Source organism: Sporosarcina thermotolerans, assembly GCF_030067815.1.
Lineage (GTDB): Bacteria > Bacillota > Bacilli > Bacillales_A > Planococcaceae > Sporosarcina > Sporosarcina thermotolerans.
The window spans coordinates 1929600-1952690 of the sequence record NZ_CP125968.1 but is presented as its reverse complement, the minus strand read 5'-3'; the positions used below and the strand labels follow the sequence as shown (position 1 = coordinate 1952690).

Below are 23091 nucleotides of genomic sequence, written 5' to 3'. Positions count from 1 at the left end.
AAAACAACGCTCGTGAGTCAATGCTCACGAGCGTTGTTTTAATGATCAAGCTCTATTAGTAAATCCCCTGTCGAAATGGATTCCCCTGCGTTTACGTAGATTTCTTTTACTATCCCATCGAATGGTGCTTGGATCGTCGTTTCCATCTTCATTGCCTCTGTGATTAGTAGATGCTCTCCCCTTCTGACTTTTGTTCCTTTTGAGACAGCAATTTTCAATACAGTTCCAGGCATTGTTGCCGCTATATGCGAATCATTTGATAGATCCGCTTTTTGTTTATGAATAACATCGGATTCGATGTTCATGTCCTGTATGACAATTTCCCGTGGTTGGCCGTTTAATTCGAAGTAAATTACCTATTCCCATCCGATTGCGGTTCCCCAATGGATACCAATTTAATGATTAGTGTTTTCCCTCTTTCAATCTCCACTTCAATTTCTTGCCCCAATCGCATTCCGAAAAGGAATTCTGATGTATTAACGACAGATATGTTTCCGAACTGCTTCTTCGTCGTTGCATACTCCTCGAACACTTTTGGATAAAGCGTGTATGCCAATGCATCTTTCATCGTTGAAGGATGACCTAATAATTCCTCCGTCTTATTAAGAAGGATTTCAAAGTCCACATCCTCTAATAGTTCACCGGGACGTACAGTAATCGGCTTTCTTCCCTTTAGAATGACCTGTTGCAATTCTTCCGGGAATCCGCCATACGGTTGGCCTATATACCCTTCAAAAAACTCGATGACAGATTCAGGAAAATCAATTGTCTTCCCTCGATCTATAACCGAAATCTCATTCAGATTATTTTGCACCATGAACAATGCCATATCTCCGATTACTTTCGAAGATGGTGTTACTTTCACAACATCTCCGAAGAGCAAGTTGACACGGGAATACATTTCTTTCACTTCTTCCCATCTTTCCCCGAGTCCTACAGCCTTTGCTTGTTGTTGAAGATTGGAATATTGACCACCGGGCATTTCATGCACGTAAACTTCAGAGTGAGGGCTCACCATGCCGCTTTCAAAGTTTTGATAATATTTCCGTACATCCTCCCAGTAATAAGATAAGGATTCAAGTGCTTTAACGTCAGCACGTACTTGCCGTTTACCATGCTGCAAAGCATAATAAAGAGAACTTACAGATGGCTGAGAAGTGAGACCCGACATAGAACCAAGAGCAGTATCAACGATATCGACTCCAGCTTCTACAGCTTTTGCATACATATAGATCCCATTCCCACTCGTGTCATGTGAGTGAAGATGAATCGGTATGTCAACTGTCGCCTTTAGTTCTGAAATTAGTCTGTAAGCTGCCTCTGGTTTCAACAGACCAGCCATATCTTTTATGGCAAGAATATGAGCACCAGTTGCTTCAAGCTCCTTCGCCATCTTCTTATAATAATCCACCGTATATTTTGCTCGGGAATCATCAAGGATGTCCCCTGTATAACAAAGTGCGGCTTCTGCGACCTTACCCGCTTGACGAGTTGCATCAATAGCAATCTCCATTCCTTTTATCCAGTTCAGGCTATCGAAAATACGAAACACATCTATCCCAGATTCCGCCGAAGTTTTGATGAATTCACGGATGACATTATCGGGATAATTTGAATATCCAACCGCATTAGCCCCTCGGAAAAGCATCTGAAAAAGTACATTTGGAATTTGGTTGCGAAGTTTCGTTAGCCTTTCCCATGGATCCTCTTTTAAGAACCGGTATGCAACGTCAAATGTTGCACCTCCCCACATTTCAAACGAAAACAGATCGGGCATAAGTCTTGCTGACTCAGAAGCAATATTTACAATATCCGAAGTACGAACACGTGTCGCAAGTAATGATTGGTGTGCATCCCGAAATGTAGTATCCGTGAGAAGAACATCTTTTGATCCTTTATCCATTGAACCAATGCTTCGGGTCCTTTTTCATCCAATAGTTGCTTTGTACCGTAAGTCGGCGGAACGGATAGATCTATTGCGGGTTTTCTTACTGGATGGAAAATAGGTTTGGCCTGTTTACCTATGCCCGGAAACCCGTTGACTGTCACATTTCCCAAGTAATTAAGAATTTTGGTTCCTCTGTCTTTCCTTACTGGGAATTCGAATAACTCTGGTGTAGAGTCTATGAAACTAGTGTCATAACTTCCTGTTAGAAAGTTCTCATGACGGACAACATTCTCTAAGAATGGTATGTTTGTTTTAATTCCCCTAATTCTAAATTCTTGTAAATTGCGGTCCATCTTCGCTGCTGCGTCTTTGAATGAGGTTCCCCAAGTCGACACCTTGACTAAAAGGGAATCGTAATATGGGGTAATGACTGCCCCTTGGAAGCCGTTACCTGCGTCAAGTCGGACGCCAAAGCCTCCACCCGATCGATAGACCATCAGCTTGCCAGTATCAGGCATGAAATCATTTAACGGGTCTTCCGTTGTCACCCTGGATTGAATCGCATAACCGAATAGTGGTATTTTACTCTGTTCCGGAATTGCGGATTCACCTTCATGGAGATTTCCTCCATTTGCAATATGGATTTGAGCATGTACGATATCAATACCTGTCACCATCTCCGTAATAGTGTGCTCGACTTGAATACGAGGATTAACCTCGATGAAATAAAAATCACCATCCGAAACGAGGAATTCAACTGTTCCAGCATTGACGTAGGAAACATTTCTCGCCAATTTCACAGCTGCATCGCAAATATCTTGGCGTAGCGTATCATCCAATGATATTGATGGTGCTATCTCAACTACCTTCTGGTGGCGACGTTGAATGGAACAATCTCGTTCATATAAATGAACAACATTGCCATACGCATCTCCTAAGATTTGAACTTCTATATGTTTTGGCTTGTTAATATATTTTTCAACATACACTTCATCAGAACCGAATGCCGATTTTGCTTCTGACTTCGCACGTTCATAAGCATCAGGGACTTCATCCTCGGAATGGACAATTCGCATCCCTCTCCCCCCACCACCAAGTGAAGCTTTGATAATGAGTGGATAACCATGAATATCCGCGAAAGCGTTTACTTCCGAAATGGAGGAAACAGGACCATCCGTACCTGGAATTACTGGAATTTTAGCTTTAATCGCCTGTTCTCTTGCTTTTACCTTATCCCCAAACATATCTAAATGTTTGGATGAAGGCCCTATGAATATGATCCCTTCCTCTTCAAGTCTTCGGGCAAACTCCTCGTTTTCTGCAAGAAAACCATATCCAGGATGGACTGCATTTGCCCCGCATGACTTCGCTAACGCAATGATCCCTTCAATATCCAAGTATGCATCAATCGGTTTTTTCCCTTCACCGATAAGGTATGATTCATCAGCTTTGTAACGGTGGAATGAACCCCTGTCTTCTGCAGAATAAATACCGACAGTTGGGATTCTTAATTCAGTACATGCACGAAATATGCGGATTGCAATTTCACCGCGGTTTGCTACGAGGATTTTCTTTATACGTCCTAATTCCACCGTAAATGCACTTCCTTTTCTATTTATTCTTTTGGTATTTTGAGAACATTGACACATTCATCAATATTCCTAAAGATAAAGATAACAGAATCATAGAAGTTCCGCCATAACTTATAAGAGGAAGGGGTACACCTGTAAGCGGAATTAAACCGGTTAACCCACCAAGATTCACAAATGTCTGGATCCCAATGACACTTCCAATACCAGCTGCAAGCATTCGGGCTTGTGGGTCTGTAGTGGTCATCGCAATATACAATGCACGTAATACGATGAACCCAAGACCTCCTATAACAATGATTGTCCCAAGTATACCAATCTCTTCAGAAATTACAGCCATGATTACATCCGTATGCGGCTCTGGTAAATAGCCCATCTTCTGAATGGAATTTCCTAAACCCAATCCTTTTACTCCCCAGTTCCAATTGCAATATAACCGTTTGCGATTTGGTATCCGGAGCCTTGTACATAATCGAAAGGGTTCATGAAAGATAAAATACGGCCTTTCCGACTGTCATTCATGACTGTATCCCAAATAAAATAAAGACTAGCTGAACCTATTATCATCCCTACCATAATTATTCCGCCTAATTTACCAAACGTCTTTAATCGTAGACCGCTTGCAGCAATTACTGAAAAGGCACCCATGATAATGATGAATGATGTGCCGATATCTGTCTCAAACATAATCAATCCAATAGCAAAGACAAGGATGCCGACAGGAGGTCCAATCGATTTATTAATAGAATCGATTGTTCCTGCTTCATATTTTTTAGCAAAAACACTTGCAAAATAGATGATGATTACAAGCTTCGCAACTTCCGAAGGTTGGATGTTTCCGAATCCCGGGACTCGGATCCAACTTTGGGAACCACCTGCAGCATATCCAATGAAATGGACAAGTATGAGCAGCATGAACATTACTGCAATCGAAAACATCATGAACTTTTTTCTCTTGTAATTCTGATACGGGAAGAATGACGCTAATAGGAAAACAGGAATTGACACTGCCAGATTCTTCAATTGTCTTACATAAAAATGGTCAGGTGAAAAACCATATCGATTAACCGCCACTACCATACTTGAACTATAGATCATCACTAATCCGAAGAGGCAAAGCACTATGTATACTATGAATAACGGATAATCGAAGTTTGAAATCATTCTCTTAATATATTTCCCCATCGGACTTCCCACCTTTATTAAATAAAAAACTCAAACCAATTAATGAGTTTGAGTCTTTTGTTTATTTTTTTGTATATAGCTCATGCAGAATGTTCATCTCTTTTTCTAACAACGAAAGGATTTCCTTTCCTCTTTCACGCTCAATCAATCCAAGCTTGACAGCAAAATCAATTTCCCTGGATAAGCCGTACATTTGGGTATCCAACACTTCCTCGTAAAGAGGGCATTGGGGCATAGTCAAATGATCCATCTGTACCTTTATGAGTTGTGCGATTTTATCTGCATCAGCTTGCAATTGTTTCATTGCTTTTTCCTGATAGGTTTCCTGCAATTCAATATCCACGAGGACGCCCCATTCACCTTTTATTTCTACTACGGTGATTATGAATTAAATTGTATCTTTTGAGAAGGTAAATTGCAAGTGTTTCCCTTTTCACAGGTAGTATAATATCAATGTCTTTCCACAATCAATTGGAAGGAGTATACTATATACTAAACAGCTATAAGTTGTAGGAGGCTATTCACATTGGAAACAATCATAACTGTACAAGGCAATGTAAAACATAACATCACCCTCGATCCAACTGTCTGGATCTTCGACGACCGTAGAATTGATTTAAATACGTATTTTAACGAAGATCGAATTGAAATAGATGAAGACGAGAAATATTTAAATAGCATGGGCAAACATTGGTCCAGGGAGATTATGGAGGGTGCTACTTTCCCTCCTACATTAAAAACAGAAAAAAAGTTTGACCGTAAAAAAATGGTTACAGGTACTTTCGGGATTTTATTGAAACCTTTCCTGAAAAACGCCGTCCCGGGGGAAAATGCGGAGACGATCACTTTCGTTACATCTACCAATCACGAAGAAACATTTTCGCTTTCTGAAGCTGAAGATTTTATCTTTAAGTTCAGTCAGGACGGCAAGCCATTACTGGAAGACGGACCTGTACATCTATTATTTAATGATGGGTCGAATATCGAAAACCCTTTAAAAGCAATCAGCGGCATAGTCATTAAGTGATAATTGTCTTGTTTGGTTTTTCACGAAAAAGGAGTTGATCATTTGCGAGTAAAATGTGTTCTTTGCGACGAAATCGGGCAGCTACAAGATGATACTCCACTTGCTAAAAAACTTAGGAATCATCCGATCAATACCTATATGTGCGATCAATGCAATGAACGGATTACGAATTATACTAACTTACGAGTCAGCACGGGCAAGTTTATCTTCCACCGCAGTTCCCACTCTGCTGAAGATAAATTTTAGCCGATAAAATTTTAGTCCATAAGAAAACTCCACCGTTTAAACGGTGGAGTTTTCTTTATGCTCGTTCATCCTACGAATTCTGTAAATGATTAATATGAGCGCTGCAACAATCAGTCCCTCCGCAATTGGAAGGAAGAAGGCAAGGAACGTCAAGATAAGACATCCCAAAAACAAGAATGCATATATAACGAGATTTTGCCATGGCTTGATTTTCCTGGCAAAACCAAGCTTATAAACAAGTGCCGATAAGAGGAACACGAGGGCTAATAACACATACCCTGCCGAAGTGAACGAAGGCATCATTTCATATATAAAACGTGATATCCCCGACATACTTTCGATTACGTCCGAATCCTCCAACTTCATTCAACACATCCCTTTCCATCAACTCGATATAGCCTTACTCACCGAGTTTTTTCTTCTTTTGCACACGTTCACGTTCGTTTTTATCAAGGATCTTTTTACGTAAGCGGATTGATTGAGGTGTAACTTCACAATACTCATCATCTCCAACATATTGTAACGCTTCCTCAAGTGACATAATCCGTGGTTTCTTAGTTGTAACAGTTTGATCTTTTGTAGCAGATCGCACGTTTGTAGCATGCTTGATCTTTGTTAGATTAATCGTCAAGTCATTGTCACGGCTATTTTCACCGACAACCATCCCGGCGTAAATTTCAGTACCCGCATCTACAAACATGACTCCACGATCTTCCAATTGCATTATACCATATCCTGTGACAGTTCCTGTCTCCATAGATACAAGCACACCATGGCGACGGCCACCAACACGACCGTGCGCAACCGGCTTATAAGAATCGAATGTATGATTAATAATTCCGTACCCTCTTGTTAGTGTAAGGAAGTCAGTAGATACCCAATCAATCCCCTAGCTGGAACTAGGAAAATTAGGCGAACCTGTCCATTACCGTTGTTAATCATATCCAGCATTTCACCTTTGCGCTCTCCGATGGATTCGATAATAGCGCCGGTATATTCTTCAGGGATGTCAATTTGTACACGTTCAACAGGTTCAGAACGCACTCCATCAATTGTACGAATGATAACTTCAGGCTTCGATACTTGAAGTTCGAACCCTTCTCGACGCATATTTTCAATCAGAATAGAAAGATGAAGTTCCCCACGTCCCGAAACAACCCAAGCATCCGGTGAATCTGTAGGATCTACACGCAGAGAGACATCCGTTTGTAATTGCTGTTCTAATCTTTCCTCGATTTTCCTTGCTGTTACCCATTTACCTTCTTTCCCGGCAAACGGACTATTATTGACAAGGAAAGTCATTTGAAGCGTTGGTTCATCGATGTGAAGTTCAGGCAATGCTTCCTGGTGATCGATAGGACAAACCGTTTCACCAACGTCTATATTTTCCATTCCTGATACAGCGATCAAGTCTCCCGCATAAGCCTCTTCAATCTCAATTCGCTTTAACCCTAGGAAACCATACATTTTCGTAACGCGATAATTTTTGGTTGAACCATCACGTTTTAGAACTGATACTTGTTGACCCACTTTCATAGTTCCACGGAAAACACGCCAATTCCAATTCGACCAACATAGTCATTGTAATCAAGTAATGAAACTTGGAATTGTAACGGCTCTTCACGATTATCGACAGGAGCAGGAATATGTTCAACAATTGCATCGAACAATACTTCCAACGTTTCTTCCTGATCTGCTGGGTTTGGTGACAGACTTGCTGTTCCATTAAAACCGGAAGCATAGACTACAGGGAACTCAAGTTGTTCATCATTCGCATCCAACTCAATGAATAATTCGAGTACTTCGTCGACTACTTCTTCAGGACGCGCAAAATCTCTGTCAATTTTGTTTACAACAACAATCGGTTTTAAATTCGTTTCCAATGCTTTTTTCAACACGAAACGGGTTTGCGGCATACATCCTTCGAAGGAGTCGACAACAAGTACGACACCGTCTACCATTTTCAAGATCCGTTCCACTTCCCCACCAAAATCAGCATGTCCTGGTGTATCAAGAATGTTAATTTTCGTGTCTTTATACTCAATTCCCGTATTTTTAGCAAGAATTGTAATTCCACGTTCACGTTCAAGATCATTTGAGTCCATTGCACGGTCTTCTACATGTTCATTTGACCGGAATATACCGGATTGCTTTAACAACGAATCGACGAGTGTCGTTTTTCCGTGGTCAACGTGGGCGATAATTGCTATATTCCGTAAATCATTACGTTTTTTTGTCATGTTTTCACTCCGTTATCTTTTATCAGATGTATAACTGTGTTATTATAGCACATAGGGATGGTATTAAAAAACATTTTATTTCGGGAGATGTATCATTTTGAAGAATATTAAATGGGTTTTCGTCATTTATTCTTTTGCTGCAATTGCTGCCATGTGTGGTATTGGTATAGCCGTAGGCATGCGTAGCATCCCCGCTGCTCTAATTGCTATTCTCGCACTTATTTTCGTCATGGGTAATGGTTTCAAAACGAAGAAGAAGATGCGGGAACAAGGTTTATTATAATCGTGAAAAGGGACTGCAGGTTATTTTAAGCAGTCCTTTTTTTATTTGAGTACTATATAGTTTTTCAAAATCTCCTCATGTAATCCGGATTTTGCAACGATAAAAGTATCCTGCCCTAATAAATGCGGGTTTTCACCTTTCATATTTGTCGCTATCGCCCCAACCTCCTGGGCGATGACCATTCCTCCGGCAATATCCCAAGGCGATAAACGCAGAGACATATAGGCATCGATACGCCCTGATGACACATAAGCAAGTTCAATGGCTGCGGACCCATAAGATCTGGTTCCACGGCATCTATGTACCATTTCAACAATCGGCATATGTTCAATTCTTCGATTAGGTGCAACCCAGCTGGCATTTACACCAATGACCGCTTCTTCGATCGGCGTATTTTCAAGCATAGGGAGACGTTCATCGTTAAAATATGCCCCTTCGCCTTTTACGGCATGGTAAAAGTCATCATTCATCACATCATATATATAACCAAGTATTCCAACGCCTTCAAGATAAATGCCAAGTGAAATAGCGAAGTTCCTTTTTTGGTGGATGAAATTCATAGTACCATCTATCGGATCAAGCATCCAAATCACACCTTCAAGTGACTTGATCTCATCACCAAAACCCTCTTCCCCAAAAATACGGTGATCAGGAAATTTCTCTCTAATCTTGCGAATGAAAAATTGTTCGATGTCACGGTCAATATTCGTGACTAAATCATTCGCTTCAGCTTTAGACTCAACATCAATTGTTTTGTAAAAGGACACCCTTATTTTATGGCCCGCTTCTTTAATAAGGGATTTTGCATACCGGTCAATTGCTCCCCAGTTCATCTATACACCCCATCTACAGTCTTATTATTCAATAATAACATAATCCGCAGACAAAAAGGCGCCCACACTGTTATGTACCCTAAAGGGTTTTCAGTGAAGGCGCCTAATTCGGTTCGATGGATTTCTATTACGCAAAAGCATTGAAAGTCTCCAGCTCACAATGGATTTCAGTGAGTCTTACCTTGCTTTTCTCAGCCTGTTTGCTATCCTTCTCTTGCATGGCATCGAACAATGTAGCTAATTCATAATCCAATTCAAGATGCAGTAGTTTCACGTACTCCTTTTCAATTTCAGCTTTACGGATAATATGGACGACTTGTTTCATTTCGTAACACCCCTTTTTTTATCATTTACTTACGATGCATTTACTTACTTCTAACTTATGCTGGCCATTTTGCTTTTGTTAGTTATAAGCCTTCTTGTATAAGATTGTTCCCCGTTTTCTGTTACGATAAACGTGGAGAATGAAATGGAGGAGTTAAAATTGACACAAGGATTTTGGACAAAAGAAGATTTTAATGTATTTTCAATAGATGGATTAGATAACAGAATGAGTGCGCTTCAAAATAGAATTCAACCGAAGTTTGGAGTAATTGGTGAACATATTGCAACTTTTTTATCTTCTCATGGAACAGGCGAATTTTATCCACATATTGCAAAACACGCAAGAAGGACGGTTAATCCGCCGAAAGATAGCTGGGTGGCGTTCGCTCCTGCAAAACGAGGATATAAAGCTTTACCGCATTTTCAAGTGGGATTATGGGGAACCCATTTATTTATCATTTTGGCCGTAATTTATGAAAATCCGGATAAAAAAGGAATTGCTGAAAGGCTTAGTAAAAACAGTAACGTGCTTTTATCTTTACCTGAAGACTTCGTTATATCGGGTGACCATATGAAACCTGAGGCGGAATACATACATGAAATAGGGATTGAAGGGATCGAAAGTTTATTGGAAAGGTTAAAAACCGTAAAAAAAGCTGAGCTTGTAATCGGTAAGCATTTGTCTACAGACGTAGCAACCACCCTTTCTGAAACAGAATTTTTGGTACTTGTGGAAAAAACAATCAATGATCTTTATCCTTTATATGATGTCATCATCGGATAAAAGGAAGGGATGCATGTAGTATGCATCCCTTTTCTCAATTGTATAAGTCGTTTTTTCAGAAAAACTTTTTTTCGTACCCGCCCGTTATGCCTTGATTAATTCACCGTCATCGCCTTCTTTAGCGGACTTCACGATTTTATAGCTATTAAACCCGCTGACGTCTTCAAATTCTTTGAAAATCGTTTTTTCTTCTGCCATTGAAGGAACGACCTTTTTGAAAGCCCTATAAGCATTCATGAAATTCTCTCTCTTTATTTCTTTTTCATAAGCCTTTTCGACAGCCTGAAAGAAATTTACAACATCAATTATTTCTTCAGTCGTCCAATGATGACTCAGTGGGTAATTATAATCCAATATTCTTCCGCACCTTTCTTCAAGCCCATTTTCCACGTATTTTTTCGGCTTGATCTACCATTCGTCCGATCAATTCAGCAACTGAAGGTACATCCTCAATCATTCCAGCAACTTGTCCAGCCCAACCGAAACCTTGCTGCTCGTCCCCATGATGGATAAATCGGCAATTTGCCTCTCCGCTAATATAATCCTTCAACTTATCATAATCCGCATTGTCGGCTTCCATACGTAAGATTTTTTCAGTCCATGTACCAGTGAGGGCGCGTGCAGGTGCGCCAATTGTACGTTTAATGACAACTGTACCTGTTTCCTCAGCTTGAAGTAATGCATCTTTATACGCAGAGGAGGCATGAACACATTCTTTTGTCGCGATAAAACGCGTTCCCATCTCAATGCCTTCCGCGCCTAAGGTATGAGCAGCCATCCATCCACGTCCGTCCCCAATGCCACCTGAAGCGATTACAGGGATTTTAACAGCGTCAACAACTTGAGGGACTAAGACAAACGTACCGATATCGTCACGCCCTAAATGGCCGCCACCTTCTTGGCCGACAACCATTACAGCATCCGCTCCGAGGGATTCCGCTTTTATCGCTTGTCTCTTGGAGGCAACTAAGACAAGTTTTTTTATATCGATCCCTTTTAAGTACTCAAAGAATGGAGCTGGATTTCCCCCAGTAACAGAGACCACCTTAACATTTTCTTCGATTGCTACATCCAATAGATGTTCATACGGCCTTCCATGTTGACCAATTGCAAAGTTCACGCCAAAAGGCTTATTCGTCAACGACTTAACTTTTTTTATTTCCTCTCTTAACGCATCTGGAGATTCAAGACTCATCGCTGTAATTTGTCCAAGTCCACCGGCTTTGGAAACCGCTGCAGCAAGGTCCGAATACGCAAGATAAGCCAAACCTCCTTGAATAATCGGGTATTCAATTCCCAACAGTTCAGTAACTCTCGTTTTCCACTGCATGATTCATTCCCCCATTCACTTATTCATTCTCTTCTATTCCTTTTATCAAATTCGGATCGACAAAATTATAACCTTTCTCTCGCAATCCGTTTACTATCTCCTCTAACGCATCAGCTGTCCATTCCCTATCATGCATTAATAGATTTGAGCCATTTCTCAAGAGTTCAGTATTCACCATAATATCCGCAATTTTTTCTTTCGTCATATACTCTTTTTCATAATCGTATCCATATGACCAATTCATCAACAGCATACCTTCTTCTTTCGCCAAAGCACGGCTAAAATCGGTATTCACACCAAATGGAGCACGGAAAAACTTTGGACGCTCACCAGTCACCTCTTCAACGATATCATTCACGGAAATGATTTCCTCACGTTGTTCATCTTCCGATATTTTTTTTAGATTCGCATGCGTTTTTGTATGATTACCGATTATAAAACCCATATCATGGATTTCTTTCAGAATCGTCTTTTTTTCGTCAGTAGCGATGAAGTGACCGTTGACGAAGAAAATTGCAGGAACACCCAATTCCTTCAATGTCTTGGCCATATCAAGAGCCCGTTTATCTGGAGCGTCGTCTATTGTAAGAAGTACAACTTTTGGGTCCGCTTCACCGAATGGTTCGATTGAATACGTATTTGGATTCATCACGTATTGTGGTGCTCGAATAGATTTCTCCTCTTCTTCCTCTGCTATTTCCGTTTCGGATTCATTTTCAATATCCTTTTCCAAAACCTCTTCTGTTTCTATTTCTGCATTTGCTGGATTTTCTTCATGTAGAGAAGTTTCAGGATTCGTTTTTTCATTGCAAGAAGCCAAAAGCAGCATGGACAGTAATGGTATGTATAGTATTCTCTTTTCATAGAAACATCTCCTTTTATTGAATAATTCAATCCTAACATGATTTTGGATATCGCTTCAAACGAATAAAACGCGTCCGGCGGCAATTCATGCCTTGGACGCGTTCTCTATTAAACATGAAATATTATTTTGTAATCATATGAATAGGTTTACCTAAAGCAACTTCCGCTGCTTCCATTGAGATTTCACCCAATGTTGGATGCGCATGGATTGTCATTGCGATATCTTCAAGTGTCATACCTGCTTCAATTGCAAGTCCAAGTTCCGCTATCATATCGGATGCATTTTCTCCTACGATTTGCGCACCTAATAGTAATCCGTCTTCTTTACGTGAAACAAGTTTAACGAAACCGTCAGTTGCATTCAGTGCAAGCGCACGTCCATTTGCAGCAAATGGGAATTTGCCAGCTACAACTTCATACCCTTCGTCTTTCGCTTGTTTTTCATTTAATCCTACTGTTGCAAGCTCAGGATCAGTGAAGCAGACAGCCGGAATAGCCAAATAATCTACCTCGGATTTCTCGCCTGAAATCGCTTCAGCTGCTACTTTCGCTTCATAAGAAGCTTTGTGTGCAAGCTGTGGACCCGATACGATATCACCGATTGCATAGATGTTCGAGATACTTGTACGGCATTGCTTATCTACATCGATCAAACCACGCTCAAGGAATTTAACGCCCATTTCTTCAAGACCGATTTCATCTGTGTTCGGACGACGTCCAACTGTAACGAGAACATAGTCAGCTTCAACTTTTTGCTCTTCGCCTTTTGCTTCGTAAGTAACGACAACTCCAGTATCGGACTCTTCAACGCCTTTTGCAGATGCTTTCACAACCACTTCGACGCCTTTATTCTTCAAGCCTTTTTTAACGATTTGAGTCATTTGTTTTTCGAAGCCAGCAAGGATATCATCTCCACCTTCGATAATTGTAACTTTCGATCCAAGGTTGGCATAAGCGGAACCAAGTTCAGTTCCTATGTAACCGCCACCGATAACTACAAGATGTCCAGGCACCTCTTCTAAGTTTAGCGCCCCTGTAGAATTGATAACACGTTTCGAGTATTTGAATGATGGAATTTCAACAGGACGTGAACCAGTAGCGATGATCGCATTTTTAAACTTATACGTTTGCGAAGATTTCTCGTCCATTACTTTTGCAGTATTAGCGTCAACGAAGTATGCTTCCCCGTGACGATATCCACTTTATTACCTTTTAACAATCCTTCAACGCCGCCAGTCAATTTGTTGACTACACTATTTTTGAAAGCTTGAGCTTTTGAGAAGTCAAGCTTTACATCTGTTGCCGTAATTCCCATATCATCGGAATTCTTAGCAGATGCGTAACGGTGACCTACAGAAATAAGTGCTTTGGAAGGGATGCATCCAACGTTCAGACATACGCCTCCAAGATTTTCTCTTTCAACGATTGTCACTTTTTGTCCCAACTGCGCTGCTCGGATTGCCGCAACGTATCCTCCTGGGCCAGATCCTACAACAAGTGTATCCACTTCGATTGGAAAGTCTCCTACTACCATTTGCTTACGCCTCCATTAATAATAGTTCTGGATTGCCGAGTAATTTTTTAATATGGTTCAGAGCTTGCTGTCCTGTAACACCATCAATCACTCGATGATCGAATACCAAAGATAATGCTAACATAGGTGCAGCTATAATTTCACCATTTTTTACAATTGGTTTTTCTGAAATTCTTCCAATTCCAAGAATTGCAACCTCAGGATGGTTGATAATCGGTGTGAACCATTGTCCACCTGCAGAGCCGATATTCGTGATTGAACAAGAAGCACCTTTCATTTCTGCGGGGCTTAATTTACCGTCACGAGCCTTTTCTCCCAACGTGCTAATCTCTTCAGAAATTGCAAATACTGATTTACGATCTGCATGTTTAATTACCGGAACTAAAAGACCGCGATCTGTATCAGCCGCAATTCCAATGTTGTAATAATGCTTTTGAATAATTTCTTCTTTTGCATCATCAAGTGATGTATTCAACTGCGGGAACTCACGTAAGGTCGATACAAGAGCTTTTACAACGTAAGGAAGATATGTTAACTTAATATCTTTTTCCGCAGCAATCGCCTTGAATTTCTTACGATGAGCGACAAGCTCGGTTACATCGATTTCATCCAATAATGTCACGTGTGGTGCAGTATGCTTGGAATTGACCATTGCTTTTGCAATTGCCTTACGGATTCCTGACATTTTCTCACGAGTTTCTGGGAAATCACCCTCAAGCACGACTGGTGCCGCAGGGATAGCAACTTTTTCTTCAGATACAACAGCGTCTGTAGTTTGAGCTTCTTGAGTCGGTTGTGCAACTTCCTGTTGTCCGCCGCTTAAGAACGTCTCAATATCCTCTTCACAACACGCCCGTTTTTACCTGACCCTTGCACCTGACGAATATCTACTCCCTGCTCACGAGCATATTTTCGGACAGATGGCATCGCGATAACACGTAGTGATGGTGATTCTTCAGCTTGCACTTTTTCAGGCTGCTGTTGCTTTACTTCAGCCTTTTCGATTTTTTGTCCTGCTTCAGCAGTCGACTGAACCTGTGCTTCAGTCTCCTCTTGCCCTCTTCTTCAACATGAGGACTTTCGAATCCTGGAGCATCAAGACGGATTAAAACGTCTCCAACAATTGCAACTTTACCTTCTTCAACAAGGATTTCTTCAACTGTGCCGGTAACAGGAGATGGTATCTCTACTACTGCTTTATCATTTTGGATTTCAAGAAGCGTGTCGTCTTCATTGATTTTATCGCCTTTAGCAACAAACCACTTTACAACTTCACCTTCGTGGATTCCTTCTCCGATATCCGGTAAACGGAATTCATATGCCACAAGATTCACCCTTTCATATTGTCACTGTTAAACCTCAAATTAGAATGTCAACACTTTCTTAGCTGTTTCAATAATGTCGTTTGCATCCGGCAGCCAAGCATTTTCACCTTGTGCAAATGGATAGATTGTATCTGGAGCTGCCACCCTTAAGACTGGAGCCTCCAAGCTCAAGATTGCTCGTTCTGTAATTTCGGATACGACATTAGCTGCTATACCTGCTTGTTTTTGTGCTTCTTGGACAACGATTGCTCGGTTCGTTTTCTCAACGGATGCAATGATTGTTTCGATATCCAATGGTTGGATTGTCCGCAAGTCAACTACTTCTACTGAGTATCCTTCTTTCTCCAATACTTCAGCTGCTTTCAAGCTTTCATGCACCATCGCACCATAAGTAATGATTGAAAGATCGCTACCTTCACGTTTCACATCAGCCTTACCAAGTGGAATTGTATTCTCCCTCAGGAACTTCTTGTCTGAATGAACGGTAAAGTTTCATATGCTCAAGGAAAACAACCGGATTATCATCCTTAATAGCAGAAATAAGAAGCCCTTTTGCATCATAAGGAGTTGAAGGAATAACTACTTTTATCCCCGGTTGTGATGCGACAAGTCCTTCTAAGCTATCAGCATGCATTTCCGGTGTTGCAACACCCCCGCCGAATGGAGAACGGATTGTAACTGGAGCATTGAAATGTCCACCACTACGGAAGGATTGACGTGCTAGCTGACCGCTTACAGAGTCGATCACTTCAAAAATGAAACCGAAGAATTGGATTTCCATTACCGGACGGAATCCAGTTAACGATAAACCAATTGCAAGTCCGCCGATACCAGACTCGGCAAGTGGTGTATCGAATACTCGATCCTCGCCAAATTCTTTTTGTAGCCCCTCTGTTGCGCGGAATACACCGCCATTTACCCCAACGTCTTCACCGAAGACGAGGACGTTTTCATCATTTTTAAGCTCCGTGCGCATTGCATCGGTAATCGCTTGAATCATCGTCATTTGTGCCATCGGTTACTTCGACTCCTTCTCTGTGTAGATATCAAGTTGTTCTTGTAAGTTATATGGCAGATCGCCTTTATACATAATTTTGATAAAATCGCTTACTTTCTGTTTAGGTGCACCGTCAGCCAATTTAATAGCTTCTTTGATTTCTTCTTTAGCGCGCTCGATCACTTCGTTTTCCTTTTCTTCCGACCAAATGCCTTTTGCTTCAAGGTATTTACGGAAACGGATCAACGGATCGCGCTTCTCCCATTCGTTATCCGTGTCGGACGTACGGTATCTCGTCGGATCATCGCCCGCCATTGTATGTGGACCATATCTGTAACACATCGTTTCGATCAACGTAGGACCTTCACCGTTAATCGCACGTTCTCTTGCATCATGAGTCGCAACATACACTGCAAGTGCGTCCATCCCGTCAACAAGAATGCTTGGAATACCTGCTGCAACACCTTTTTGTGCAAGTGTTTTCGCAGCTGTCTGCAATTCACGAGGAGTTGAGATTGCATATTGGTTGTTTTGAACTACAAAAATTGCTGGTACACGGAATGCTCCTGCAAAGTTGATACCTTCGTAGAAATCACCTTGTGAAGTTCCACCATCACCTGTATAAGTCATAGCAACCGCTTTCACACCACGTTTTTGGAAACCAAGTGCAACTCCTGCGGCTTGGATATATTGTGCCCCAATAATGATTTGCGGAACGAAAATATTCAATCCTTCAGGAATGACACTTCCTTGATAATGTCCACGGGACCATAAAAACGCCATATGTAATGGAAGGCCATGGAATAAAAGTTGCGGTGCATCACGGTAGCCCGGCAAGATGAAGTCTTCTTTTTCCAATGCAAAGTGTGATGCTAACTGCGAAGCTTCCTGACCTGCTGTCGGAGCATAGAATCCAAGTCGACCTTGACGGTTCAAAGAGATAGAGCGTTGATCTAAAATTCTTGTATAGACCATTCTCGTCATTAATTCCGTAAGTTCTTCGTTGGACAATTTCGGCTCAGCGTCCTTATTGACGATTTCGCCTTCTTCATTCAAAATCTGGAACATCTCAAACTGTTCTTCAATAGAATGAAGCGTTTCCACCGGATTGAACTGCTTGTCTTTTTTTGCAGCCATAGCGGCAACTCTCCTTTATAACTGTATTATTTTTTCTATTACTTAAAGTGATACAATAGTCTTCACCATTTAGTATACTTAAGTGGAGCAAATTGGTCAATCGTTGAAATCATCGTTATTTCAATGCGTAATCACTATCTTAATTATACCAGAATAACAGTCTGTACTACTACAATATTTCACCTGTATTATAATAGTTATGCATTTTAAGAAAAAGAAAAAGTGGAGCAAATCGCCACCACTTTACCCATTTCCTTTATTTATCCTTTTCTAAACTTGAAAACACATCGTCCTTTATCGAATTGACTTCTTTTGTTGCTTCATTGAAATCGGCAATAGCAGTTTTAACAACCGCATTTTGTTCGTTGATTTCTTCCACTCTTTGCTTTAATTCTTCCAATTTAACATCTTCTTTGGATAAAACACTGTAAAATTCTTTTTGAAGAGAAGCTAACTTTCTATATTCATCCACAAATGACCGATGTAGTTCATATCGTTTTTGAACAGAGACTTTCAACTTTTCGACCTGACTTTTCTCCGATTCTGAAGCTTTTTCCAGAATCGTATCGAGTTCTTTGATGAATCCTTCCGCTTCCTTCATGGATTCTTTTTCTTTGCCTAATTGACCTAACCTCTCTTCAATAAGTTTCTCCAACTCTGTCACATTGGACCGTAACTTATCAACATCTTCCTTCGTTAACTCCATTGTTTCTTCAAATATCTTTTGTTCCGTCAATTCCATCTCTGTCATTTCACTTTGCGTATTTCGATATTCCGACTCAGAATCATTCATTTTAGATAGCGTGTCGGATAATTGTTTCTCGGTTGACACACCTATGCTGCAACCTGATAGTATCATTACACCGATCACCAAAAATCCTAACAGATTTTTCTTCATACGTTTTCCTCCAATCTTTGTTTCACTATATCGCTATCGTTCATCCTTTTCAAGGATGCACAAATTACTTTAACCATTTTTCCTATTAGCATATAATAGAGGAAAGCATGGTAAATGAAAGGAAGAAGAGCATCCAATGATTTTGATGAATGATATTGTGCGCGAGGGTCATCCCGTACTAAGAAAAGTCGCAAAAGAAGTGACTTTCCCTTTAATTGATGAAGACAAAAAACTTTGTGAAGAGTTACTTCAATATATTATAAATAGTCAAGACTTTGAAGTATGCGAACGATACGACCTGCGACCAGGCATAGGACTCGCTGCACCACAGGTTAATGTTTCAAAACGAGTATTCGCCTTGCATATTGAAGATGATGATGAAGATAAAGAGCCGCTAAGCTTTGTCGCCATCAACCCGAAAATAATTAGCCATTCAGTTGAAAGAACTTATTTATCGTCCGGAGAAGGCTGTTTATCAGTAGACCGCGATGTTGAAGGTTTTGTACCTCGCTATTCGAGAATTACGATTAAAGCATTCGATGTTGACGGCAAGGAATTCAAGTTAAGATTAAAGGGCCTTCCGGCTATTGCATTTCAACATGAATTGGACCATTTGAACGGTGTCATGTTTTACGATCATATCGATCCTAATGAACCTTTCAAAGAAATCCCAGGCGCAGTTCCTTTTGAAAGGGATTAATGGAAGATAAATAAAAAGTAAACCGTTGATTTACGCTGCTGGCGGACGCTTTCCGGGGGGCGGGCGGTGAGCCTCCTCGGTCGCTTCGCTCCACTGCGGGGTCTCACCTGTCCCGCTTATCCCCAGGAAAAGCCGTAACAAAGAACGGCTTTTGCGAACAATAGCGAAGCGTTGAGAGCATATCTTTGCATTTCGCCGCCTTCCGCTTCAATAAACAGATATTCTTTCACCATAATTAAAGTTTAAAATTAATAGAATACCCCATCAAAAAATGCTTAGAAGTCTCTGAGCATTTTTTCTTTCCATATTCCTTCTAAAACTATTTCCCTTGTTTGAAACGAAATCGTCCACTTGCAGCGCAAAATAACAGCAAATTTCTAATCAGGAAAATGTTTATCACCACTCAAAGCATGCTTATCACCACTTATGTGGGGTTTATCACCACTTAAAGCATGCTTATCACCACTAAGGCGATGTTTATCACCACTTAGTGTTAAAAACTCGATTTTTCCCTATACTATGCGTTTTATGTCCATAACATTTCTAAATTAAAAGTAATCCAAGTAGCTAAAGTGTGATCATCGTCGATTTTTAACAATCCTTCGTAAACAGGTGTATTATAATCCAATTCTTTTGACTCAATGATTAGTGCTTTTAAAAAGTCTAGAATATCTGTACGTATTTGGGGGTGTTTGAACCCACCGTTACCAAGATTTGACCAGATGAATTGTTTAATTTTCTCTGCTTGCACCTCTTCCACGTCAGTTAACGATACTTTCATAGTTGTACCATTAATTTGGTACACTTTCTCAATCTTCTCAGGAATAGTTCCCAAATTCACCATTTCTCCATCTGACGTACTTGCAGTAAACGGTTGTTCCTTTATCTCTAATCCCCAACACTCAGCCAATTCTGACCAACCGTAACCTTTAAATTTATATTCACTCATTATTTTCATCCTTTCATTAATGGGAAGTATTTCCGTTGATTGAAGCGGAAACCGTCCGCCTGCAGCGCAAATCAACATTACCTATTTTCATCATTAAACCTTAATTCAACTTGACAGAAAGTTCGAATAGATGTATAATGTCTTTAAGGAGTGATATGCCCATGTACAAGCGCCTAAAACGCAAACTGTTGAAACGGCTCAATGGCATACTCGGCAAAAAGACTATTGCATAATTTCACGCCCGCCAATGCAATTGGTGGGCTTTTCTTTATTTTAGACAACTGACATGCTAAGATGAAGAGAAAGATTTCAAACGAACGTAAAAAAGGAGAGCTTACCATGATTTACAAAGTCTATTACCAAGAAAATGTAACACAAGTACCTATTCGCGAAAACACAAAACATTTGTACATCGAATCCGATTCAGAAAGAACTGTCCGCGAAAAACTGAAGGATCGTAAGTACAATATTGAATTGATTCAGCTACTTGAAGGCGAACATCTCGAATATGAGCAAGCATCCCCTCATTTTGAGTTAGAGCAGGTCTAAGCATCATGAAATTAATAAAAAACAATGAAACTGCCGTTTTCGCTTTAGGCGGACTTGGTGAAATCGGCAAAAATACGTACTGCGTACAATTTCAGGATGAAATCATCCTAATTGACGCAGGCATTAAATTTCCAGAGGACGATTTGCTTGGAATTGACTATGTAATTCCTGACTATACGTATTTGGAAAGGAATATCGATAAAATCAAAGGGCTATTTATCACGCATGGCCACGAAGATCATATTGGCGGTATTCCATATTTACTAAGAAAAATTAATATTCCAGTCTATGGTGGGAAATTAGCACTTGGCCTTCTTCGCAATAAACTCGAGGAACACGGCCTCCTTCGAACAACAAAAATGATTGAAATCAAAGAAGAAGACGTCATCAAATTCAGAAAGACATCTGTTTCTTTTTTTCCGAACAACCCATAGTATTCCCGATGCTTTCGGAGTAGTCGTTAAAACACCTTCCGGAAATGTCGTACACACGGGAGATTTCAAATTTGATTTCACTCCGGTCGGAGAGCCTGCTAATCTTGCAAAAATGGCAAAAGTCGGTAGCGACGGTGTCCTTTGTCTTTTATCGGACAGTACGAATGCCGAAGTGCCGAACTTTACAATGTCGGAACGAAAAGTCGGTGACAGTCTTAACGAAATTTTCCGGAAAGTGGATGGAAGGATCATTTTCGCTACTTTCGCTTCCAATATACATCGTCTACAACAGGTTATCGAAGCTGCTGAGCATTATGGTAGAAAAATAGCTGTATTCGGCCGTAGCATGGATAATGCAATTACAATTGGTCGTGAACTGGGATATATTAATGCCCCTAAGGAATTATTCGTTGATACTCAATCACTAAACAGACTTCCCGCCAATGAAGTAATGATTCTTTGTACAGGAAGCCAAGGTGAGCCTATGGCAGCTTTGTCGAGGATTGCGAATGGGACTCATCGCCAAGTACAAATACAACCTGGCGACACTGTAATCTTTTCGTCGTCTCCAATTCCCGGAAACACTCTTAGTGTTAACAAAACAATTAATGCGTTGTTCCGTGCAGGAGCCGAAGTTATTTATGGTGCTCTAAACAACATCCATACATCTGGTCACGGATCCCAAGAAGAACAGAAACTGATGCTTCGTTTGATTAAACCTAAATTCTTTATGCCTATCCATGGAGAATACCGCATGTTAAAGATGCATAAAGAGCTTGCCATTGACTGTGATGTTGAACCAGAAAACACATTCATCATGAGTAACGGTGATGTCTTGGCGTTAACTGAGAATACTGCAAGAGTCGCTGGCAAAATTCCATCAGGAGATGTGTACATCGACGGAAGTGGAATTGGTGATATTGGAAGTGTTGTATTACGCGATCGTAAAATCCTTTCCGAAGACGGTTTGGTGATCGTTGTTGCAACAGTTGATAAGAAACGTAACAAAGTTGTTTCAGGACCGGACATTATTTCTCGTGGTTTTGTCTATATGAGAGAGTCAGGTACAATGATTAGCGAAGCCCAGCAATTGTTGTCTAAGGAATTGAATAAAAAGCTTGCCAATTCCTCGGCCGAAGCAGGAGCTTTAAAGAGTGACATAATCGATATCCTATCCCCTTATTTATACGACCAGACAAAGCGGAGACCAATGGTCCTTCCTGTCGTCATGGAAGTATAAAACAAAAAATCCTCTGTCATTAAATGACATGAGGATTTTTTTATCTTTCAAATTTAATGAAGAGACTTTCTCTCGAATCTATGGATATCGATATCAGAACCAATGACAATCAAAATATCATTCAGTTCAATCTCCTCAATAGCTTGTGGTGAAACTAATATTTGTGATTGGCGTTTAATCGCGACAATATTGACCCCGAATTTCGCACGGATATCTAAATCGATCAGTGTAAAACCTGCAATTTTTTCATTTGCCCTGATTTCAACAATCGAATACTCATCCGACAATTCAAGGTAGTCAAGGATGTTATTCGAAACCATATTATTTGCAAGCCTTTTCGCCATATCGCGCTCTGGATGCACAACCTGATCGGCCCCGATTTTACTTAATACTTTTTCATGATAATCATTTTGCGCTTTGACGGTAACTTTCTTTATACCGATTTCTTTTAATATCAATGTCGTTAAAATACTTGCTTGTATATTCTCCCCGATCGCGACGACAACATGTTCGAAATTCCGGATCCCGAGTGCACGTAACGCAGATTCGTCGGTCGTATCTGCTGAAACTGCAGTAGTCGCAATTTGAGCAAACTCTTCCACCCGTTCATGGGACACATCAATCGCCATAACATCCGCGCCAAGTTCCACTAATTCCTTAACAATGCTACCGCCAAATCTCCCTAATCCAATGACAACAAATTCCTTTTTCATATACCGACGCTCCAATCCGCTT

At 40.6% G+C, this 23091-nt stretch carries 17 protein-coding genes and 8 pseudogenes; 7 read left to right on the top strand and 18 right to left on the bottom strand.

Translation table 11 applies throughout. The annotated features are described in order from the left end of the window. Positions 1 to 38: 38 nt before the first annotated feature. The 3 genes and pseudogenes from pyc to QNH10_RS11130 all read right to left on the bottom strand — a co-directional run bounded on the left by pyc (position 39) and on the right by QNH10_RS11130 (position 4966). Positions 39 to 3537, bottom strand: a pseudogene (pyc, locus tag QNH10_RS11140) (pyruvate carboxylase). Next, positions 3500 to 4557, bottom strand: a pseudogene (locus tag QNH10_RS11135) (FtsW/RodA/SpoVE family cell cycle protein). Before QNH10_RS11135 ends, pyc begins: the two co-directional pseudogenes overlap by 38 nt. Before the next feature lie 166 nt (positions 4558 to 4723). Further along, the gene (locus QNH10_RS11130) at positions 4724 to 4966 is read right to left on the bottom strand and encodes an Fpa/YlaN family protein (protein WP_283734617.1); all 243 of its coding nucleotides are present in this window, start codon (positions 4964 to 4966) and stop codon (positions 4724 to 4726) included. Positions 4967 to 5188: 222 nt separating this feature from the next. Between QNH10_RS11130 and QNH10_RS11125 the strand changes: the two genes are divergently transcribed. Next, entirely contained in the window at positions 5189 to 5689 is a 501-nt protein-coding gene (locus tag QNH10_RS11125; protein ID WP_283731622.1) for a peptidyl-prolyl cis-trans isomerase, read from the top strand. A gap of 42 nt (positions 5690 to 5731) precedes the next feature. After that, positions 5732 to 5935 carry a YlaI family protein gene (locus QNH10_RS11120; RefSeq protein WP_283731621.1) on the top strand — a complete coding sequence of 68 codons (204 nt, stop codon included), beginning with the start codon at positions 5732 to 5734 and terminating at the stop codon, positions 5933 to 5935. A gap of 36 nt (positions 5936 to 5971) precedes the next feature. Here the strand turns inward: QNH10_RS11120 and QNH10_RS11115 are convergent, their stop codons facing one another. Then, a complete protein-coding gene (locus QNH10_RS11115) occupies positions 5972 to 6301 on the bottom strand; it encodes a YlaH-like family protein (RefSeq protein ID WP_283731620.1) in 330 nt (109 codons plus the stop codon). 34 nt (positions 6302 to 6335) lie between these two features. Further along, positions 6336 to 8175, bottom strand: a pseudogene (gene typA, locus QNH10_RS11110) (translational GTPase TypA). A 97-nt stretch (positions 8176 to 8272) separates the two neighbouring features. Here typA and QNH10_RS11105 point away from each other — a divergent pair. Continuing rightward, positions 8273 to 8458, top strand: a complete 186-nt coding sequence (locus tag QNH10_RS11105) for a YlaF family protein (protein WP_283731619.1) — start codon at positions 8273 to 8275, stop codon at positions 8456 to 8458. 41 nt (positions 8459 to 8499) lie between these two features. Here the strand turns inward: QNH10_RS11105 and QNH10_RS11100 are convergent, their stop codons facing one another. Both QNH10_RS11100 and QNH10_RS11095 read right to left on the bottom strand, forming a co-directional pair. Then, positions 8500 to 9291 (bottom strand): inositol monophosphatase family protein, encoded by a 792-nt coding sequence (locus QNH10_RS11100; protein WP_283731618.1) that lies wholly within the window; start codon positions 9289 to 9291, stop codon positions 8500 to 8502. A gap of 127 nt (positions 9292 to 9418) precedes the next feature. Further along, positions 9419 to 9616 carry a hypothetical protein gene (locus tag QNH10_RS11095; protein ID WP_283731617.1) on the bottom strand — a complete coding sequence of 66 codons (198 nt, stop codon included), beginning with the start codon at positions 9614 to 9616 and terminating at the stop codon, positions 9419 to 9421. A gap of 144 nt (positions 9617 to 9760) precedes the next feature. On the opposite strand from QNH10_RS11095, the gene QNH10_RS11090 reads away from it, so the two are divergent. Beyond that, the gene (locus QNH10_RS11090) at positions 9761 to 10399 is read left to right on the top strand and encodes a YktB family protein (RefSeq protein ID WP_283731616.1); all 639 of its coding nucleotides are present in this window, start codon (positions 9761 to 9763) and stop codon (positions 10397 to 10399) included. 84 nt (positions 10400 to 10483) lie between these two features. Here QNH10_RS11090 and QNH10_RS11085 read toward each other — a convergent pair whose 3' ends face one another. The 9 genes and pseudogenes from QNH10_RS11085 to QNH10_RS11050 all read right to left on the bottom strand — a co-directional run bounded on the left by QNH10_RS11085 (position 10484) and on the right by QNH10_RS11050 (position 18484). Then, entirely contained in the window at positions 10484 to 10753 is a 270-nt protein-coding gene (locus QNH10_RS11085; protein ID WP_283731615.1) for a UPF0223 family protein, read from the bottom strand. Positions 10754 to 10772: 19 nt separating this feature from the next. Further along, complete coding sequence (locus QNH10_RS11080) at positions 10773 to 11729, bottom strand: NAD(P)H-dependent flavin oxidoreductase (protein WP_283731614.1); 957 nt, start codon at positions 11727 to 11729, stop codon at positions 10773 to 10775. A 19-nt stretch (positions 11730 to 11748) separates the two neighbouring features. After that, complete coding sequence (locus QNH10_RS11075; RefSeq protein WP_283731613.1) at positions 11749 to 12558, bottom strand: polysaccharide deacetylase family protein; 810 nt, start codon at positions 12556 to 12558, stop codon at positions 11749 to 11751. A 157-nt stretch (positions 12559 to 12715) separates the two neighbouring features. Then, positions 12716 to 14127, bottom strand: a pseudogene (gene lpdA, locus QNH10_RS11070) (dihydrolipoyl dehydrogenase). Positions 14128 to 14131: 4 nt separating this feature from the next. Then, a pseudogene (locus QNH10_RS21150) lies at positions 14132 to 14842 on the bottom strand (dihydrolipoamide acetyltransferase family protein); the annotation flags it as partial. A gap of 104 nt (positions 14843 to 14946) precedes the next feature. Then, positions 14947 to 15452 (bottom strand): annotated as a pseudogene (locus tag QNH10_RS21145) (biotin/lipoyl-containing protein). A gap of 39 nt (positions 15453 to 15491) precedes the next feature. Further along, positions 15492 to 16467: pseudogene (locus QNH10_RS11060) on the bottom strand (alpha-ketoacid dehydrogenase subunit beta). 3 nt (positions 16468 to 16470) lie between these two features. Then, positions 16471 to 17586 carry a pyruvate dehydrogenase (acetyl-transferring) E1 component subunit alpha gene (gene pdhA, locus QNH10_RS11055; RefSeq protein ID WP_283731612.1) on the bottom strand — a complete coding sequence of 372 codons (1116 nt, stop codon included), beginning with the start codon at positions 17584 to 17586 and terminating at the stop codon, positions 16471 to 16473. Between the two features lie 256 nt (positions 17587 to 17842). After that, on the bottom strand, positions 17843 to 18484 hold the full coding sequence (locus QNH10_RS11050; RefSeq protein WP_283731611.1) for a YkyA family protein: 642 nt from the start codon (positions 18482 to 18484) through the stop codon (positions 17843 to 17845). A gap of 136 nt (positions 18485 to 18620) precedes the next feature. On the opposite strand from QNH10_RS11050, the gene def reads away from it, so the two are divergent. Then, positions 18621 to 19184, top strand: coding sequence for a peptide deformylase (gene def / locus QNH10_RS11045; RefSeq protein WP_283731610.1), 564 nt, complete (start codon positions 18621 to 18623; stop codon positions 19182 to 19184). 526 nt (positions 19185 to 19710) lie between these two features. Here the strand turns inward: def and QNH10_RS11040 are convergent. Then, positions 19711 to 20133, bottom strand: a complete 423-nt coding sequence (locus QNH10_RS11040; protein WP_283731609.1) for a hypothetical protein — start codon at positions 20131 to 20133, stop codon at positions 19711 to 19713. A gap of 339 nt (positions 20134 to 20472) precedes the next feature. Here QNH10_RS11040 and QNH10_RS11035 point away from each other — a divergent pair, with 339 nt between their 5' ends. Both QNH10_RS11035 and rnjA read left to right on the top strand, forming a co-directional pair. Then, entirely contained in the window at positions 20473 to 20682 is a 210-nt protein-coding gene (locus QNH10_RS11035; protein WP_283731608.1) for a DNA-dependent RNA polymerase subunit epsilon, read from the top strand. A 5-nt stretch (positions 20683 to 20687) separates the two neighbouring features. Continuing rightward, a pseudogene (gene rnjA / locus QNH10_RS11030) lies at positions 20688 to 22356 on the top strand (ribonuclease J1). 53 nt (positions 22357 to 22409) lie between these two features. Here the strand turns inward: rnjA and QNH10_RS11025 are convergent. Then, the gene (locus QNH10_RS11025) at positions 22410 to 23069 is read right to left on the bottom strand and encodes a potassium channel family protein (RefSeq protein ID WP_283731607.1); all 660 of its coding nucleotides are present in this window, start codon (positions 23067 to 23069) and stop codon (positions 22410 to 22412) included. Positions 23070 to 23091: the final 22 nt, after the last annotated feature.